We start from the raw sequence: 16097 nt of genomic DNA, 5'->3' as shown, positions 1-16097 counted from the left end.
CCTCTCAGGCTACCTGTGCGGTGCTGCGGCAGGCGCTGAGAAAGCGCTGCAGCAGATCGTGCAGTTGCTGATAGGCGGCTTCCGGATCGGTTGGCAGCGCCATGCAGAGACGGGTGTCTTGCACTTGAATGCAGGTGCGCTCCGGTGAGCTGATCACCTCCACGTCCAGATCGTCGTCTGTGGTGAACTGTTGGGTGCCTTGTCGCATGACGACTGCGCGGCGCAGAGTACTCTCCACTTCGGTCACCAGATCCCATTCATCAGGTTGGGTGGCTTCTGTGTGCACGCCGTTGATAGTGCCTTCAATAAACCGAGCCGCGCGTTCCGGGCAGGCTGGGCGCTTGAGGGTGATGCAGCTGTGGCCCTGGTCGCTGCTGGCGGTCAGCTCAACAGCATGGCTGCATTGCAGCACCAGCATTTGCACTGTTGTGCTTACGCCCAGGTTGTTGCGCAGGGTGTGTTCAAAGGTGCCATTGAGTGCCAGTTGTGCTGGCAGGCGGGCGTGGCTGGCCTGGTTGAGTCTGAGCATGTTCATGCTGCGTCGCCTCCTTGTGGTGAGGGGGAGGGGGTGCGGCTGAGCAGGCGTGGTCGGCTAACAACATACCGGGCGCCGGTGTTGCGTGCGGCTCTGCGCAGATCAAAGATGCGGTCTGCGCTGCAGGATGGCAGCGCGTGGAGTGTGGTGGTCTTCATCGTTTACCTCGGCTCTGTGGTGGAGAGATGAAATAAATATGAACCAAAAGTACAATTAGGTAAAGAACTTTTGGTTTATATTGTCCGGCGGTGAGAGTGTGAGAGCGAGTGCTCATTGAGGGCCCCAAGCAATGCAATCTTGCAGGGGAGACCGTATAATTTGCCGATTAGAGGGGGAGATGTATGCCTACAGCGGTTTCACTTTTTTCAGGTTGCGGCGGTTCTGATGCGGGGGTGATCTCTGCCGGTTTCGACGTGATTATGGCCAACGATATTCTTCCCTATGCCCGTGACGTGTACCTGTCCAACTTTCCAGACACAGACTATTTCCTTGGGGACGTCTCGACGATTGAGAGCTTCCCCAGAGCTGATCTGCTTGTAGGCTGCTACCCGTGTCAAGGGTTTAGCCAAGGTGGGGCACGTGAGGCGAATCGAAAAATCAACACGCTCTACTTGGAGTTCGCGCGAGCTCTTGGGGATATTGAGCCTAGAGCATTTATTGCTGAGAACGTTTCAGGGCTGCGGCGCAGCACCTATCGTCACCTGTTGGAAGATCAGCTTAAGCGTTTTGCCGAGGCAGGAAAGTTCGGTTATGACGTCAAGTGGCAGTTGCTAAACGCGCACGATTATGGAGTCGCCCAAGAACGGAAGCGGCTCGTGATCGTTGGCATTCGAAGGGATTTGGGAGCAAGCTTCTCGTTTCCGGGTGCCACACATGGGCCGTCAGTCGACAAGCCTTATTTCACCATTAAAGAGGCGCTGGCTGGGCTTCCTGAGTGGCCGGCGGGTGAGTTTTGTGAGGACCCTTTCCACTGGTATTACCTGTCCCGCAATCGGCGCAGAGACTGGGGAGAGTTGAGCAAAACTATTGTGAGTCATATGCGGCACATGCCTTTGCATCCCGTTAGCCCGGTATTGCAGCGTATTCACACTGATAAATGGGTGTTCGAGAGCGACGCGCCAGCTAGGAGGTTTTCGTACCGAGAGGCGGCCAGGCTTCAGGGCTTCATGCCCCGATTCACTACACACCAAGGCGACATGGTTTTTCCTGAGAACATTGAAAGTGGGCGCAAGGACTTTGCATACAATATGCTCAGGCACCGCTACCGTGTGATTGGTAACGCAGTGCCACCGCCGATGTTTGAAGCGGTAGCTGCAGCGTTGCCTGACATATGGGACTAAGTCCGGTAATCGGGTAGGAATAACCTCACTCCTGCTATCAGCTTTTCCTTTAACTCTTGAGGAAATGTGGCGTTATATTGCTCCGATATTATTGCTAGGCGAAGACGATCGAATGTGACACCAGCTTGGGTACATACGTACGAAAAAATGTAGTGCCCAGGTATGTGGTATGGAACTGAGAACGCTGGTAAGAACTCGGCCCAAGTAATGGGGTTTAGCCACTGCTGTAGTTTTTCCTTGCTCAGGTCGTCTAGCTTGTCTACCCAGTCATTCCCGCACGCACATTGTCCTAGAAGGAAAATCTTGCCGTTACGCTGGTCGCCAAACGGCTTCCAGGCAACGTAGTCCATTCCTTCATCCTTAGGTCCTACATCTCCCTCGTCTGGCCCAACTGGGATTCTTGGATGCCATTCAAACTCGCCTGTCAGCCTTTTGACATGAAGCATCAAATCAATGAAGGACGTCGGGCGGTCTGGGCCGTGGGATGGCCATCCCGTCCTGACACACTCAGCCTTTTCTCCGAGATAAAGCTTTGCTACCTCCGCGGATAATAGTTCGAATGTGATAGGGAGAGAGTTGAATGGCGCTCTGGTGATGTTCTTTTGTAGGCTGGTTACTAGGCAGAATTCATAAGCTGATGTTGAGCTAGGGATGTACCTCAGCGTGTTGCCTTGACGAACAAAAGGGTAGCTTCCATTACCAAGAATTGCTCTTCTGTCTATTTCAATGGCGACTTTTCCGCTTACTTCTTCTATCGCAAAATCTTCCTGCTCCCAATTGTTGTCAGCATTTAAGTCGTCAGCATGATGTTCATCCGCGATTAGATCATCTTGCACTCCAGTGTCTATCGGAGTGGAACCAAATTTCATTGCTTCTAATTCGGTTTGGTCTGCATTTGTTGCTGGTTTGAATAGTAATGTTCTATCGCTCCAGCGAGTAGTGTCTGGAGTGTACATTATTCAACGGGACTCGGCTCATCGAGGTTTTTAATCGACCTGAAAAGGGCAGCAGCTAAGTTGGCAACGTCGCGGGCCTGCGCAAGCACCTTCTCTGCATCTTCAGCAGGGATATCGCCACTGTTAACTAAGCCTGTAGCTGATATAAGTTCTTCCTTGCACGTCATTAAAGAGCTTGTGAGCTGGTCAATTGATGGTCTGGTTTGCTTGATGATCTCATCGATGCTTTTTCCGCGCTCCAGGAGGTCGCGCTGCACTGGGTCGCTAATAGCTGTTGCTAGAGCTCCTAGCTGTCTGGAATCGGTAATCGCACCGTTTTGAGCGCTGCTACGGTCACCAAACATGTAGCGTACGATGTTGCTCGCTTCCCTAACACGATCTTGCGGTACTGGTTTCTGATTCTTTTCGTCAAATTCCGCGAGTTTTAAGTGGTCTCTTACTCGCGCGTAGTTAAGTAAGGTGTATATCCAGGAGAACGGGAACTCAGGATTGCTGCCTCTGCCTTTTCTGCTGCTGTTTTCCGGAATGAAGTCGCCGCTTTCTATTAGCTGGTTTACGAAGTAATAACCTTCTAAAAGTCTTTGGATTGTGTTGTTTTTATCGCCGGTCACTTCTGCGATTTCGTTGAGCGTCATCTCTCCAGACGAGACTACACTGTCAATCCAGGCGGCTTTGGCATATGAGTCCCAAGCTTTAGCAGAAGTGATATGTCGGACACCTAAGTAGGCGTGTAGCTTATTTAGGTTGTCTGATTTCCCAAAGACATGAACAGGGATGGTTATTCCCGGTTCGTTCCATTTTTCAAGAACTTCTTCGCTAAACTGGCTTGTTCTTTGGTGTTGGTTATTTGCACGGTCTGAATGGCTTAGTATTAAGCAGGCTGAAAGGCGTCGGTTTCCTTCGATAATGGTGTAAGTTCCATCATCATTTTTTCTCGCGATTAATGGCTCGGCATCAAAGTAACCGTTGTAGGCCAAGGAACTGAGGACGTCGTCAATGCCGAAATTCTCGACAATGTAGTCTAATATTTCTTTTTGATTTCTTCGCGCGCCTTTAGCTACACCAAAGCGTGGGTTTTCCGCGTCGAGTAGCAGCTTATCTAACGCTATATATTCGACGGGTCTTTCAGATGTTTCGCTCATTTCCAGTGCCTTGATGAGAGGTCAAAGTTTTCTTGCATTCCAGACCAGCAAAACTCTGCCGTGAATCTGCACGTCAGAAACACAAATGATCTGGTCCTTGTGCTTTTCGTTATCGCTAATCATGTCGAACTGGGTAGGGGAATGTTTCTGAAGGCGTTTAATGTACAGAAGGTTGTCCCACGTAAACACGTAAACCCCGTCACCCATAAAGGAGTGGACTCCGCGGTCGATGATGACTGGATCTCCGTCGTTGATGGTGCCTTCCATGCTTTGGCCCCATCCGGTGATCACTGCCAGATTCTCAACCTTGCTGAACGAGATGCCGCGGCCAATCAGGTGAGACTCGTGCAGCGTAAGGTGGCGAACAGTTTCGATGTAGTCGGCGGGAACCTGTCCGTGGCCCATTGCGCCGCGAATGTTGTACTGGGGGATCGAGATTTCACCATCTTTGAGGCGACCGCGCCCGGCAAAGTCAGCTGTGATCACATTGTTGTCCTTAACGTTGCTACCGCTCGGCGAGCCTTCACCGTATTGCAGCCACTCCACGCGGACACCGAGATGGTTGGCGATAGTAAGCATATTGGCGCGCCCAGGCATGGTCTCGCCATTCAACCACTTACTTGCGGCCTTGTCGGAAACCCCGGCCACATCGCGTAGATAAACGCCTGCGCCCCAAGATTCCTGCCCGGCATTTTTGAGGGCGGCTTTCAGGCGTTGGGCAAAGGCTTGTCGTAGTTCGTCATTTTGTACCATGTGTTCACTATTGCACGGGCTTGACTGTACTTTCAGTACCGAGTTAATCTGTACTTAAAGTTCAAAAAGGTTTGCTTATGAGCGCTTTGAAAGAGGTTGTCGCAAAGGCTGGTGGCGTATCTGCAGCTGCTGGAATCTGCGGAGTTAGCCCCAGGGCTGTCTACAAGTGGCTTGCTGCTGACGCGTTGCCTAGGACTGAATACACCGGCGAAACCTCTTACGCAGCAGTTTTGGCGAAGGCCGCTGGTGAGCCGTTCAGTGCTGAGGAGATCCTTGCGCGAGGTGCACGAAGAAAGGCAGCGGCTTAGCGCTATTGGTCTCATGTTTCACATCCGCTCTCTATGGCGGTGATGAAAGCCAGCCCGTACTGGACTGGATTCGGTCGCGGTACAGCCGTGAGGTTGAGCCAAGACCAAATTCTTCCGGCGTAAGCCGGGCCGACATCTCCACCACAGATGATCGGTTGCAGTAAGTGACTGCCGGGCACGCCCGGCTATCACCGACCTGATTGGATCAGGACTTGCCGGTATCTCCACCACAGATTTACCGGCCTTTGGTTGCCCGCCGTCTCCACCACAGATAGGCGGGCGGGTTGGCAGGGGCACCACGGAGCGGTGGCCCATGCCTTTTTTCTGGCCGGCGTTTCCACCACAGAGCAGCCGGTCAGGGGTTTGTGATCACTGGGACAGTGCTCACAGCGCAACTGTAGCAAAACAGGCGCGTTGTGGCACTGGCAGACTTTGGAGAGAACTGCCATGAGTCGAGCAGCCATGAGTTGCGTCGAGCGGGCCAAGCGGGAGCTGTTGCCGCTGGAGCTTGCCTGTTATCACGCGTTGCGTGAAATGCCCGGCGGTACCGCCGGTTTTGCTGCCCAATATGGGCGTAACCCTTCCACCATGCAGCACAAGCTGAGCCCCACTCAACGCACCCACAACCTGACGCCCGTTGAGGTTGAAGAAATCACCGCCTACACACGCGACCCGCGCATTGTGGACTCCATGATTGCGGCCTTTGGCAATGCCTGCTGGGTAGACCTGCAGCCGTTGCTTGACCGGCAGCAGCGTGAGCACCAGGGCGAGGTTGAGGCGTTGGCGGGTGTGTTGAGCAGCGCGGGCGAAGCCTTGCGTAAGCAGTCTGTCTTGCTTGAACGGCTGGGGCACCACCTATCAGACGGAGTGCTGGACCACGGCGAGGTGGCCGAGTGTAAACAGCTGATTCAGCGCGTTTACGGCGCGTTGTTGTTGCTGGAGCGCACACTGGACCACCACGTTGAGGGAGGGCCAGCCCATGGCTGATAACGTCGATATTGCCAACGATAACGTGCAGCGCTATCTGGACCAGAAACTGGCTGAGCGCTCGACCCGTGCCTTGCGCACGGTGGCGCCCGCGTGTGAAGACTGCGGCGACCTCATTGCATCAGAGCGCCTGGCAGCTTTGAGCGGCTGCGGTTGCATTCGCTGTTTGGACTGCCAGCAGTTGTTTGAGCACAAGCAAAAGGGGGTACGCCATGGCTGAAGTACATGAGCTGTTGGAAGATGTGTTGGCGCAACTGCGCGATGCCGGGCTGGACCCGGACACGCCGCTTGAAATTGGTGTGCGCACCCGCTGCAAGGCGAAAGGCGACCAGGGCAAGGCCCGCACCGGGTTTTATGTGATTTATGAGCACCGCAACGATGGGCGAACGTTCTATGCGGGGGCGTTCGGATCTTGGCGTGAGGGCAGCAAAGGCGACTTTCACAAGTTGAAGCCTGTTGGCGGCCGCATGAGCGAGGAAGACCGCAAGGTCATCAAGGCGCGGATTGATGCCACCAAAAAGCGCGAGGCGGCCAAGCAGGCGGCACGACACGCACGGGCAGGACGGCGCGCTGCTGCCATGTGGAAGACGCTGCCAGAACGTGGCCGGTCTGCCTACCTGGAGCGCAAACAGGTAACCGCGCTGGGCGTGAAGTTTGGCCGCAAGCCGGGCACGGCATTGGTGCCCATGCTGAACGTGCGCGACCAAGTGGTGGGTTTGCAGATTCTGTTTGATCAGCCGGATGAAGACGGCCTGAGCAAACGCTATTGGCCGCCCGGCCTGCAGAAAGAGGGTGCGTTCTGCCTGATTGGGCCGCATCCAGAGCCGGGCGAAGCGGTGCTGTTGTGTGAGGGCTACGCCACCGGCGCAAGCCTGCACTTGGCCACCGGTATGTGTGTGGCGATTGCCTTTGATGCGGGCAACCTGATGCCGGTGGCCGAGGCGATGCGCGAGCGCTACCCCGGCCGACAGTTTGTGTTTTGCGCTGATGACGACTGGAAGACCACTAACGCCAAAGGCGAGCCTTGGAATCCGGGGCAGGAGAAGGCCGAGAACGCAGCGGCAGTGGTGGGTGGCCGTGTGGTCATGCCGCTGTTTGAGGGCGAGCGGGAAGACAAATGGACCGATTTTAACGACCTGCACGTGGCTGAGGGCATTGAGGCGGTGCGTCGGCAGGTGATGGCGGTGGTGCGGCCCCGTGCCGAAGGCGGCTGGCGGGAGCACTTGCACCGCAGCAATACCGGGGCACTGGTGGCGCATGTGGTGAACGTGGCGCTGATTCTGGCGAACGATGAGCGCTGGGCCGGGGTGATTGCCGAGGATATTTTCAGCTCCAAGACGGTGAAGCGCCGGGCCACGCCTTATGGCGGCAAGGCAGGGGAGTGGAGTGACCTGGACGACACCCGCACGGCGATCTGGCTGGCCGAGCAGTACGGCTTGCGGGTGAAGGCGCTGACGGTGCTGGAGGCGGTGGGTGTGGTTGCCCATGAGCACCAGTGGCACCCGGTGCGTGAATACCTGGCCAGCCTGCGCTGGGATGGTGTGCCGCGCTTGCGTAGCTGGTTGCGTACCTATCTGGGTGGCCGAGCATTGGCAGACCGCGAGGATTACCCGGACATCATGGGTATGCGTTACCTGGTGTCTGCTGTTGCGCGGGTGATGAAGCCGGGCGCCAAGGCGGATTGCGTGATCATCCTTGAGGGTTTGCAGGGGCGGGGTAAGTCCACTGCGCTGTCGATTCTCGGTGGTGAGTGGTTCATGGATACGCCGTTTCCGCTGGGGGACAAAGAAGCGTTTCAGCAGATCCGCGGCAAGTGGCTGATCGAGCTGGGTGAGCTGGATGCGTTCAACAAGGTTGAGAGCACCAAGGCGAAGCAGTTCTTCGGGGCGACGACGGATACCTTCCGAGCCAGTTATGCCCGGCGCACGGTGGATGTGCCCAGGCAGTGCGTGTTTGCCGGTACCACTAACCAGGACGAATACCTGCGCGACCCAACGGGTAACCGCCGTTATTGGCCGGTGGACTGCACCAAGGTCGATCTGACGGGTCTGGCCGAGGTGCGCGACCAGTTGTGGGCAGAAGCCTACGAGCTGTATCTGGCTGGCGAGCCGTGGTGGCCGCAGAGTGACGAGATGGACATGTTCACCGCTGAACAGGATCTGCGCTTTCAGGGGGATGCCTGGGAGGCGCGGATTGTGAAGTGGCTGGAAGACAACCCCTGTGAGTCGGTCACCAGTGATGTGCTGCTGGAAAAGGCGCTGAACATGGACCCCGGCCACTGGGGCAGGCCAGAGCAGACGCGCATTGGCCAGGTAATGCACCGGCTACGGTGGCGCCGGCGGCGGCTGGCACCGCAGGGGCGCTATGGAATTCGGCCTTACGCGTACTTGCGGCCAGATGACTGGAAGGCATGGGCGCATCAGGCCTCGACACCGAGGGAGCCGGTGTTATGATTCGCGCTATCGATGACATGTTGCGCCTGTGGGCAGCAGAGCTGCATCCTCCTGACGGGGTGTGGCTTGAGTCTGGAGGCCAGTGCAGTAGCCCGCTGGGGGCGTTGATTGACGCTAAGGGCGTGATGATCCGCAGTACGCGGGGTAGCCGTGTGTTGCTGGACGAGTCGGCCGATATTGAGCTGATCGTGAACAAGCATCTGCCGCTCAAGGAATCGCAGGTGGTATGGGAGCACTACGTAAATCATGACAGTTTTGAGTACCAGCGCCTGGAGGCGTGTGGCTGTAGTCGAGCCCAGTTTTACAGGCGATTGCACATGGCTCATGTGCTGATACAGCAGGCTTTGTTGAACAGGAAGCGCGCCGCATGAGGCGCGCTTTTTTGTTTGTGTCCCACATCCCCACCTGCGTTTTGAGGTCGGGCAGCGTGGAGGCCGCGCATTCTCTGGGTGTGTCCAACACCCTACCGTTTACCCCCGCCCCCCGTGCGTGCGGGTACATGTGTGCGCCTACGCGCGCACGCGTGCATGCGCGCACATATTTATTATCCCCTTACAGGTAGGGAAGTGGGACACAGTCAGTAAGGATGTGGGGTTGCGCTGTGTTGAACCTCTGACAAAGGTGGGGCATGTGGGTCAGGCGCCGCAGGCGCCAAAGCCAGATTGGGAATACTCGCGGTGTTCTCGCGGTACATTGGCGGCACACTGCGGGTGCACTGATGGTGTGGCAGTAAACCTGCCTTGCTGCCATGAGAATCAGGGGGTATAAATCCCGTAACTTCAAAGAAGTCTGCAAACACAACCCGGCCAACGCGCCGGGTTTTTTGTTTCTGGTGCCCGGCGGTTGCTGATTCTGCCAAGGACGCGGTGCCACCCAATCATGGCAGCCCAGTGGGGGCTTTTACCCAGCCAAGCGGCTGGGGTTTTTTATTCAACGCGCGGAGGCCGCATGTCTGACCCAAGCAACCCTGCACCCATCGGCAAGGCGATTGCCGAGATTCCGCTGTGGATGGCGATTCTCCTGGCGCTGGCATCCGGCTTGAGTGGCGAGATGTTGCGAGCCTCTGCGCTGATCAATCTGAGCTGGAAGCAGATTGCTGCCCGTATCGGCATGCGCTTCGGTGCTGCCGGACTGGTTGGTATTGCAGTGTTCATGGCGGCATTTGCCCTGGCAGTGCATCCGTACTTAAGCGCGGCGCTGTGTATCTTCTCGGCCATGCTGGGCGGCGATGTCGCCAGCAGCTTGTTTGAGCGCTGGGCGGCTAAACGTGCAGGGGTTTGTGAGGTGCCTCCACATGGGCGAACAGGGCAAGACCAGTAAGATCACGAGCAGCGCGGCCAAGGGATACGACTACCGATGGCAGAAGGCGCGACTGGTCTGGTTGGCCGAGCATCCGCTATGTGCAGAGTGCAAGCGGCATGGCCGGGTGACGCCCGCCACGGTGGTTGACCATAAGGTACCGCACCGGCTTGGCCAGGCGCTGGCGAGTGGTTGCAAGCTGGCAATAGCTGCAGCCCGCAAGTTGTTCTGGGATCGGAAGAACTGGCAGTCACTCTGCAAGCAATGCCACGACAGCTACAAGCAGCGGGTCGAGAAGTCCGGCGAGCCTGGCTGCTCGGCTGATGGCATCCCGCGCAACGCCAGCCACCATTGGAATCTGTGAGCCGGCAGGGGTGGGGGCACCCAAAAGCCCTCAATCGACGCACTCTCGAACGACGGGGGGAACCTCGTTTATGTGAGCGGGAAAAATGGGGGTGGCCCCCTTTGCTGAGGGGTGCGCCCCTGTGTGAAATCTGAGGTGATTTATGGCTGGAAATGCAAATTCTGGTCGGCACGCCAAGCCGGCTATTGTGCATGTTCTGACCGGCAATAAGTCGAAACTGCCAGCGCATAAGCTGCAGGATGAGATGCAGGCCAGCCCGCTGCCAGTGGAAGTGCCTGCGCCGCCGGACTGGCTCGACGATGATGCATGTGCTGAGTGGGAGCGAGTGGGCCCTGACTTGGTATTGCTCGGTTTGGTGACCAGGCTCGACCGGCAGGCGCTGGCCCAATACTGCGAGGCGGTTAGTGACTACCGCCGCTGGACGTTGAAGATCCAGCGCTTGAACGATGAGTTGGAAGGCCGTGGTGATGTGATGACTTACCGTACCGGTGCCAAAGACTTGTCCATCTGGCGCAAGCTGCGTAACGACGCCGAACGCCGCGCTGACGCGGCTGGGGCGAAATTCGGTTTTAGTCCGCTTGCGCGGCGCAACCTGCGAGCGCAATTGCAGGCCCCGCAAGGTGAGCTGTTCCCCAATGAGCAAAAAGAGATCGCGCAGAAGTACTTCTGATCGCGTAACCCAGTTTGCCAAGCAGGTGGTGGCCGGCGAGATCATTGCCGGACCGCATGTGCGTGATGCCTGCAAGCGGCACCTGCATGATCTGGCGACCGCCAATGAGCGTGGGTTGCGCTGGGATCTGAGTCTGGCGCAGCGGGCGATTGGCTACTTTGAGGATGTGCTGCGCCTCAATGGTGGGCAGTTCGAGGGCAAGCCCTTTGAAGTTCTGCCCTGGCAGGCGTTCGTGGTTGGTTCGCTATTCGGTTGGCTGGGCGCAGACGGCTTCAGGCGATTCCGCACTGGGTACGTTGAGACAGCGAAGGGCTCGGGCAAGTCGCCGCTGGCGGCAGGCATTGGGCTTTACGGGTTGACCAGCGACGGTGAGGCTCGCGCCGAGATCTACGCTGCCGCGACGAAGAAGGACCAGGCACAGATTTTGTTCCGCGATGCAGTGGCGATGGTTGACCAATCGCCGCTGCTGGCGGAGCGCCTGGAGAAGTCTGGCGCGCCCGGGCGGGAGTTCAACCTGGCTCACCTTCGGTCAGGCAGCTTTTTCCGCACGGTTGCTGCTGACGATGGGCAATCAGGCCCGCGCCCACATATTGCGCTGCTCGATGAGATTCATGAGCACAAGAGCGGCATGGTGGTGAACATGATGCGCGCCGGTACCAAGAACCGGACTCAGGCGCTGATCTTCATGATCACCAACAGTGGCACCAACAAGCAGAGCGTGTGCTGGGAGTACCACGAGTACGGGGCCAAGGTAAGCGCTGCCGGTGCGGCGGGTGCTATGCCGGGTGATCCGTACTATGACGACAGTTTCTTTGCGTTCATCTGCTCGGTAGATGAGGCCGATGATCCATTCCAGGATGAACGTTGCTGGGCGAAGGCCAACCCGAGTCTTGAGCATGGCATACCGGGCATGAAGTATTTGCGTGAGCAGGTGACTGAGGCGCGAGGCATGCCAAGCAAAGAGGCGACCGTGCGGCGGCTGAATTTCTGCCAGTGGGTTGAATCTGCGAGCCCATGGATCAGCGGTGACGTGTGGCTGGGTGCCCGCGATGAGTATGCTGCTGAGCAGTTACGAGGCCGCCGATGCTATGGGGGGCTGGACCTGTCCAGCACCCAGGATCTGACGGCTCTGGTTTTGTTGTTCGAGCCTGACGACAGCGACCCGCATTGGCGGCTGCTGCCGTACTTCTGGTTGCCAGAAGACGGGTTGGCCGAGAAGGCTGACCGGGACCGTGTGCCCTACACCACTTGGCAGGACCACGGCTGGTTGCAGACCACGCCGGGCAGGGCGATCAGTAAGTTGTTTGTGCTGCACCAGTTGGTCGAAGTGGCTGACAAGTTCGACCTGCAGGGCATCGCTTATGACCGTTGGCGCATTGAAGACCTCAAGCAAATGATTGCCGATGAGGGCTTGGTGCTGCCGGAGTTTCATGCTTTTGGTCAGGGCTACAAAGACATGGGGCCAGCGCTGGATGAGTTCGAGCGGCTGTTGATCGGTGGCGCTCTGAGGCACAACGGCAACCCGGTAATGACCTGGTGCGCGGCCAACGCTGTAACAGCACAGGATCCTGCGGGCAACCGCAAGATTGCCAAAGATAAGGCCACGGGCCGTGTAGACGGTATTGTTGCCGGCGTCATGGCCGCTGGCAGAAGTATTGCGCCGCCCCCTGAAGCAGAACCGGAGGCCGGCATCATCCTGTTGTGAGGTCTTCATGTTCGGAAAAAAACGCCGCGAGCAGCAGGCCCAGGTAGAGCAACTGACTACCCGACTGGCCGAGCTGGAAGGCCAGATCCAGAATAGCGGCGGCATGGTAAGCACCAGTGACCGCGAGGCGATTCTTGAGCTGTTCAATGTGCAGCCCAGCTATGCCGGCCCAACCGTAAATTCGCAGACTGCAATGAAGGCCTCGGCGGTTTACGCGAGCGTGGCGCTGATTGCGGGCGCCATTGCCTCGCTACCCATTCCGGCTTATCAGCGGACGGCTGATGGCCGTGAGAGGGTTGATCATCCGGTGTGGTATCTGCTGAACGAGCAGTTCACCCCGAGCTTCAGTGCCTTCGCTGCCTGGGAGTATCTGATCAGTTGCAAGCTGCTGCGCGGCGACAGCTATGCATGGCTGGTGCGTAACAGAGCCGGGGAGCCAGAGGAAATCATACCGCTACCATGGACGCAGACGCTGGTTGAGCGGCGAGGTGGGCGCAACGTTTATTACTTCGAGCTTGACGGCGAGTACTTCGGGGTAGACCAGGAAGACATTCTGCACTTTCACAGCCTGGGTTTTGACGGGGTCAAGAGTCCGTCGGTGATCGGCCTGGCGGGTCGGCAGAGCATTGGGGTGGCGCTGGCAGCGGAGGAATACAGTGCCCGTTTTTTCAGCAACGGCGCCCGTCCTGACTTTGCTATCAAGCACCCCGGCAACCCGGGCACGGATCAGGTAAACCTGATGCGTGAGAAATGGCTGGAGCGGCACCAGGGGGGTAGTCGTAGCCACTTGCCGGCAATGCTCACAGGTGGTGCCGATATCAAGGAGCTGACCATGTCTGCCGAGGACAGCCAGTTATTGGAAACTCGGCGCTGGCAGGTGGTGGATATTGCTCGGATCTTTGGTGTGCCGGCGCACATGATCGGTGAGCATGAGAAATCCAGCAGTTGGGGCAGCGGTATTGAGCAGTTGGGTATCGGCTTTGTGCGCTGGACGCTGAACCGTCACCTGCGGCCGATTGAGCAAGAGCTGAACCGCAAGTTGTGGCCGCGCAGTGCTCGCTATTTTTGTGAGTTCAACCGCCAAGGGCTGCTGGCTGGTGACAGTAAGGCCGAGGCCGAGTATCTGGGCAAGGCGCTCGGTGGTCCTGGATCGCAGGGCTACATGACGGTCAACGAAGTGCGCCGTATCAAAAATCTGCCGCCCATAGCTGGTGGCGACAAGCTTATTTGGGCGGGAGAAAAGGCTAATGAAAAACCGGCTGCTGAAACTGGTTCAGGACAACCTGAAAGCGGAGAAGAAGTTTGAAATCCGCGCCGAGGGTGAAACGCCTGAGATTTTCTTGTACGACGCTATTGGCGATTGGTACGGCATCAGTGCTGAAAGTATTGTGCGCGCCCTGCGCGACTTCGATGGACAGGATGTGCTGTTACGGATCAATAGTCCGGGCGGTGATGTGTTCGAGGGTCGTGCGATGGCCACTGCTATTCAGCAGCACAGGGGGCGGGTTACTGCGCAGATTGACGGTCTGGCCGCAAGCGCTGCCACTTATGTAGCTACGGCGGCGGCAGAGGTACGTATCAGCCAGGGTGCGTTCTTCATGATTCACAACGCCTGGACGCTGGCCATTGGCAATGCTGATGAGCTTGAAGTCACGGCAGGCTTGCTGCGTAAGGTGGACGGCAGCATCGTCAACGATTACATGCTCAAGACTGACAAGGACGAAGCTCAGATTCGTGAGTGGATGAAGGCTGAAACCTGGTTCACTGCGGATGAGGCGGTAGAACACGGCTTTGCCGACAGCCTGCTGGAAGGGCAAGGCGCGGCCTTGGCAAATCGTTGGAACCTGGGCGCCTACAACAACACCCCCGCCGCCCTGCTGGCCAGCAAGCGGCAAACCGAGCAGCCACAGTATGACCGGGCCATGGCTGAGCGTCGTCTGGCTCTGCTGGAAAGCCTTGCAGCGTAGCGGGCTCCCGCACGCAGCACTCACACCGCCATCTGGCGGTTTTTTTGTATCTGAAAACCGGAGAACGACTCTATGAGTATCCAAGCCAAGCGGGAGCAGCGCCGTAAGTTGGCCGAGCAAACCCGTGCCCTTATGGACGCCAACCCGGCTGATAGCTGGGGGCAGGAGCAACAGCAACAGTATGACAATCTGGTGGCTGAGATTGACCGCCTGGACGCTGACATTGAGCGCACCCAGAAGGTGCTCGACATTGAAGCCAAGGAAAAGCTTACCACCCGCCAACGCGCCGAGCGCGAGGGTATCAGTGACGACGAAGCCACCCAGCGTAGCTTGGAAGACAAGGCCGTTTTCCGCTCCTGGCTGGCTGGCGGCATTGATGCGCTTACCCCCGAGCAACGCGAGCTCGTAGCTAAGCGCCGCGAGGATCTGCGCAACGCTATGAGCACCGGTGTTCCGGCCGAGGGTGGCTATCTGGTGCCCCGTGAGTTCAGTGCCACTCTGCTGGAAGCGCTCAAGGCCTACGGCGGAATGCGCGAAGTGGCGCAGGTGATTCGCACCGAATCTGGTGCGGCTATGGACTTTCCGACCACTGACGCAACCTCGGAAGAGGGTGAAATCATCGGCGAGAACGTCGAGGTTGACCGCGAGGATGCAACCTTCGGCACTCTGCCGCATGTGGTCTACAAGTTCAGCTCTAAGGACATTGCGGTACCTTTTGAGCTGCTTCAGGACAGCGCTATTGATATCGAGGCGCACATTCGTGAGCGTCTGGTTCAGCGCTTGGGACGTGTCACCAACCGCATGTTTACCACGGGCACTGGTGCTGGTCAGCCGCACGGCATTGTGACCGGCGCGGCTGCTGGCAAGATCGGTGCAACTGGTCAGGCCACCAGTATCACCTGGGAGGATCTGATCGATCTGGAACACTCAGTTGATCCGGCCTATCGCAGTGGTGGTGCAGCCTTCATGTTCCACGACAACACTCTGCGCGAGCTGAAGAAGCTCAAGGACAACGAGGGTCGTCCGATCTGGTTGCCTGGTGTATCGGCCAGCGAGCCGGATGTGTTGGCTGGCTACCGCTACAGCATCAACCAGCATATGCCGGTGATGGCGGCTGGTAACAAGTCGGTGCTGTTCGGTGACTTCAGCCGCTACATCATCCGCGATGTGATGCAGGTTGCCCTGTTCCGAATGAGCGATAGCGCTTTCACCCGCAAGGGGCAGGTCGGCTTCCTGGCGTTCATGCGCAGCGGTGGTCGCCTGATGGATGTTGGTGGGGCAATCAAGGCGTACCAGAACTCTGCGTCGTGATGATGCCGATACGGGGCTGCATCGCAGCTCCGTGCTTAGTCTCAATCTGACAGGAGCCAGATCATGGCCGCGAAGAAAGTGAAGTGCCTTGTGCTGCTCGATGAGCCGGCGCACGGGCTCAAGTGTGGGCAGGTGGTTGAGCTGGATGCCGCACTGGCGCAGCAGCTTGAAGCCGCCAAGCGAGTGGATACCAGTGCTGCCGCATTGAAGGCAGCCATTGCAGCCCAGCCGCTACAAATCGTCGACAGCGTGATTGAAGACGATGGCAATCAGCAGCCTGCTGGTGGCCAACAGCCTGGGGAGTAAC

Annotated in this window: 17 protein-coding genes; 13 read left to right on the top strand and 4 right to left on the bottom strand. The window is 57.7% G+C overall.

Annotated elements, in window-relative coordinates; all coding sequences use genetic code 11:
• Nucleotides 1-4: 4 nt before the first annotated feature.
• The gene (locus tag BVH74_RS18270) at nucleotides 5-535 is read right to left on the bottom strand and encodes a hypothetical protein (protein ID WP_080051484.1); all 531 of its coding nucleotides are present in this window, start codon (nucleotides 533-535) and stop codon (nucleotides 5-7) included.
• A 341-nt stretch (nucleotides 536-876) separates the two neighbouring features.
• Here BVH74_RS18270 and BVH74_RS18265 point away from each other — a divergent pair, with 341 nt between their 5' ends.
• Nucleotides 877-1875: a DNA cytosine methyltransferase gene (locus BVH74_RS18265; RefSeq protein ID WP_080051483.1), complete on the top strand. Its 999-nt coding sequence runs from the start codon at nucleotides 877-879 to the stop codon at nucleotides 1873-1875.
• Here the strand turns inward: BVH74_RS18265 and BVH74_RS18840 are convergent.
• The 3 genes from BVH74_RS18840 to BVH74_RS18250 all read right to left on the bottom strand — a co-directional run bounded on the left by BVH74_RS18840 (nucleotide 1872) and on the right by BVH74_RS18250 (nucleotide 4726).
• Nucleotides 1872-2744: a hypothetical protein gene (locus BVH74_RS18840; protein WP_155121743.1), complete on the bottom strand. Its 873-nt coding sequence runs from the start codon at nucleotides 2742-2744 to the stop codon at nucleotides 1872-1874. The two genes, BVH74_RS18265 and BVH74_RS18840, sit on opposite strands and share 4 nt — an antisense overlap.
• A gap of 86 nt (nucleotides 2745-2830) precedes the next feature.
• A complete protein-coding gene (locus BVH74_RS18255) occupies nucleotides 2831-3973 on the bottom strand; it encodes a ParB N-terminal domain-containing protein (RefSeq protein WP_080051481.1) in 1143 nt (380 codons plus the stop codon).
• A gap of 21 nt (nucleotides 3974-3994) precedes the next feature.
• Nucleotides 3995-4726, bottom strand: coding sequence for an XRE family transcriptional regulator (locus BVH74_RS18250; protein ID WP_080051480.1), 732 nt, complete (start codon nucleotides 4724-4726; stop codon nucleotides 3995-3997).
• 755 nt (nucleotides 4727-5481) lie between these two features.
• On the opposite strand from BVH74_RS18250, the gene BVH74_RS18240 reads away from it, so the two are divergent.
• The 12 genes from BVH74_RS18240 (at nucleotide 5482) to BVH74_RS18185 (ending at nucleotide 16096) form a co-directional block, all read left to right on the top strand.
• A complete protein-coding gene (locus BVH74_RS18240) occupies nucleotides 5482-6021 on the top strand; it encodes a phage regulatory CII family protein (protein WP_080051478.1) in 540 nt (179 codons plus the stop codon).
• Nucleotides 6014-6241 carry a TraR/DksA C4-type zinc finger protein gene (locus BVH74_RS18235; protein ID WP_080051477.1) on the top strand — a complete coding sequence of 76 codons (228 nt, stop codon included), beginning with the start codon at nucleotides 6014-6016 and terminating at the stop codon, nucleotides 6239-6241. Before BVH74_RS18240 ends, BVH74_RS18235 begins: the two co-directional genes overlap by 8 nt.
• A 10-nt stretch (nucleotides 6242-6251) precedes the next feature.
• Nucleotides 6252-8474: a virulence-associated E family protein gene (locus BVH74_RS18230; protein ID WP_080051799.1), complete on the top strand. Its 2223-nt coding sequence runs from the start codon at nucleotides 6252-6254 to the stop codon at nucleotides 8472-8474.
• The gene (locus BVH74_RS18225; protein WP_080051476.1) at nucleotides 8471-8845 is read left to right on the top strand and encodes a PA0613 family protein; all 375 of its coding nucleotides are present in this window, start codon (nucleotides 8471-8473) and stop codon (nucleotides 8843-8845) included. Before BVH74_RS18230 ends, BVH74_RS18225 begins: the two co-directional genes overlap by 4 nt.
• Nucleotides 8846-9422: 577 nt before the next feature.
• Nucleotides 9423-9794 (top strand): phage holin family protein, encoded by a 372-nt coding sequence (locus BVH74_RS18220; RefSeq protein ID WP_080051475.1) that lies wholly within the window; start codon nucleotides 9423-9425, stop codon nucleotides 9792-9794.
• The gene (locus BVH74_RS18215) at nucleotides 9769-10137 is read left to right on the top strand and encodes an HNH endonuclease (RefSeq protein ID WP_080051474.1); all 369 of its coding nucleotides are present in this window, start codon (nucleotides 9769-9771) and stop codon (nucleotides 10135-10137) included. Before BVH74_RS18220 ends, BVH74_RS18215 begins: the two co-directional genes overlap by 26 nt.
• A gap of 142 nt (nucleotides 10138-10279) precedes the next feature.
• On the top strand, nucleotides 10280-10807 hold the full coding sequence (locus BVH74_RS18210; RefSeq protein ID WP_080051473.1) for a phage terminase small subunit P27 family: 528 nt from the start codon (nucleotides 10280-10282) through the stop codon (nucleotides 10805-10807).
• Nucleotides 10773-12512: a terminase large subunit gene (locus BVH74_RS18205; RefSeq protein WP_080051472.1), complete on the top strand. Its 1740-nt coding sequence runs from the start codon at nucleotides 10773-10775 to the stop codon at nucleotides 12510-12512. The genes BVH74_RS18210 and BVH74_RS18205 overlap by 35 nt, the downstream gene beginning before the upstream one ends.
• A 7-nt stretch (nucleotides 12513-12519) precedes the next feature.
• Nucleotides 12520-13818, top strand: coding sequence for a phage portal protein (locus BVH74_RS18200; protein WP_231705543.1), 1299 nt, complete (start codon nucleotides 12520-12522; stop codon nucleotides 13816-13818).
• Nucleotides 13760-14479, top strand: a complete 720-nt coding sequence (locus tag BVH74_RS18195) for a head maturation protease, ClpP-related (RefSeq protein ID WP_080051471.1) — start codon at nucleotides 13760-13762, stop codon at nucleotides 14477-14479. The genes BVH74_RS18200 and BVH74_RS18195 overlap by 59 nt, the downstream gene beginning before the upstream one ends.
• A 72-nt stretch (nucleotides 14480-14551) precedes the next feature.
• A complete protein-coding gene (locus tag BVH74_RS18190) occupies nucleotides 14552-15790 on the top strand; it encodes a phage major capsid protein (protein WP_080051470.1) in 1239 nt (412 codons plus the stop codon).
• A gap of 63 nt (nucleotides 15791-15853) precedes the next feature.
• Complete coding sequence (locus tag BVH74_RS18185) at nucleotides 15854-16096, top strand: hypothetical protein (protein WP_080051469.1); 243 nt, start codon at nucleotides 15854-15856, stop codon at nucleotides 16094-16096.
• The last annotated feature ends 1 nt before the right edge of the window (nucleotide 16097 follow it).

Origin of the sequence: Halopseudomonas phragmitis, assembly GCF_002056295.1 — a bacterium.
In the GTDB taxonomy this organism is placed as follows: domain Bacteria; phylum Pseudomonadota; class Gammaproteobacteria; order Pseudomonadales; family Pseudomonadaceae; genus Halopseudomonas; species Halopseudomonas phragmitis.
The sequence above is the reverse complement of the archived record's forward strand: the minus strand, read 5'-3'. Positions and strand labels throughout refer to the sequence as shown.

Coding starts and splice junctions, on each gene's coding strand:
- BVH74_RS18270 (WP_080051484.1), bottom strand. CDS start 535: ATGAACATGCTCAGACTCAACCAGGCCAGCCACGCCCGCCTGCCAGCA.
- BVH74_RS18265 (WP_080051483.1), top strand. CDS start 877: ATGCCTACAGCGGTTTCACTTTTTTCAGGTTGCGGCGGTTCTGATGCG.
- BVH74_RS18240 (WP_080051478.1), top strand. CDS start 5,482: ATGAGTCGAGCAGCCATGAGTTGCGTCGAGCGGGCCAAGCGGGAGCTG.
- BVH74_RS18235 (WP_080051477.1), top strand. CDS start 6,014: ATGGCTGATAACGTCGATATTGCCAACGATAACGTGCAGCGCTATCTG.
- BVH74_RS18205 (WP_080051472.1), top strand. CDS start 10,773: ATGAGCAAAAAGAGATCGCGCAGAAGTACTTCTGATCGCGTAACCCAG.
- BVH74_RS18250 (WP_080051480.1), bottom strand. CDS start 4,726: ATGGTACAAAATGACGAACTACGACAAGCCTTTGCCCAACGCCTGAAA.
- BVH74_RS18215 (WP_080051474.1), top strand. CDS start 9,769: ATGGGCGAACAGGGCAAGACCAGTAAGATCACGAGCAGCGCGGCCAAG.
- BVH74_RS18840 (WP_155121743.1), bottom strand. CDS start 2,744: ATGAAATTTGGTTCCACTCCGATAGACACTGGAGTGCAAGATGATCTA.
- BVH74_RS18255 (WP_080051481.1), bottom strand. CDS start 3,973: ATGAGCGAAACATCTGAAAGACCCGTCGAATATATAGCGTTAGATAAG.
- BVH74_RS18220 (WP_080051475.1), top strand. CDS start 9,423: ATGTCTGACCCAAGCAACCCTGCACCCATCGGCAAGGCGATTGCCGAG.
- BVH74_RS18200 (WP_231705543.1), top strand. CDS start 12,520: ATGTTCGGAAAAAAACGCCGCGAGCAGCAGGCCCAGGTAGAGCAACTG.
- BVH74_RS18190 (WP_080051470.1), top strand. CDS start 14,552: ATGAGTATCCAAGCCAAGCGGGAGCAGCGCCGTAAGTTGGCCGAGCAA.
- BVH74_RS18185 (WP_080051469.1), top strand. CDS start 15,854: ATGGCCGCGAAGAAAGTGAAGTGCCTTGTGCTGCTCGATGAGCCGGCG.
- BVH74_RS18195 (WP_080051471.1), top strand. CDS start 13,760: ATGAAAAACCGGCTGCTGAAACTGGTTCAGGACAACCTGAAAGCGGAG.
- BVH74_RS18210 (WP_080051473.1), top strand. CDS start 10,280: ATGGCTGGAAATGCAAATTCTGGTCGGCACGCCAAGCCGGCTATTGTG.
- BVH74_RS18225 (WP_080051476.1), top strand. CDS start 8,471: ATGATTCGCGCTATCGATGACATGTTGCGCCTGTGGGCAGCAGAGCTG.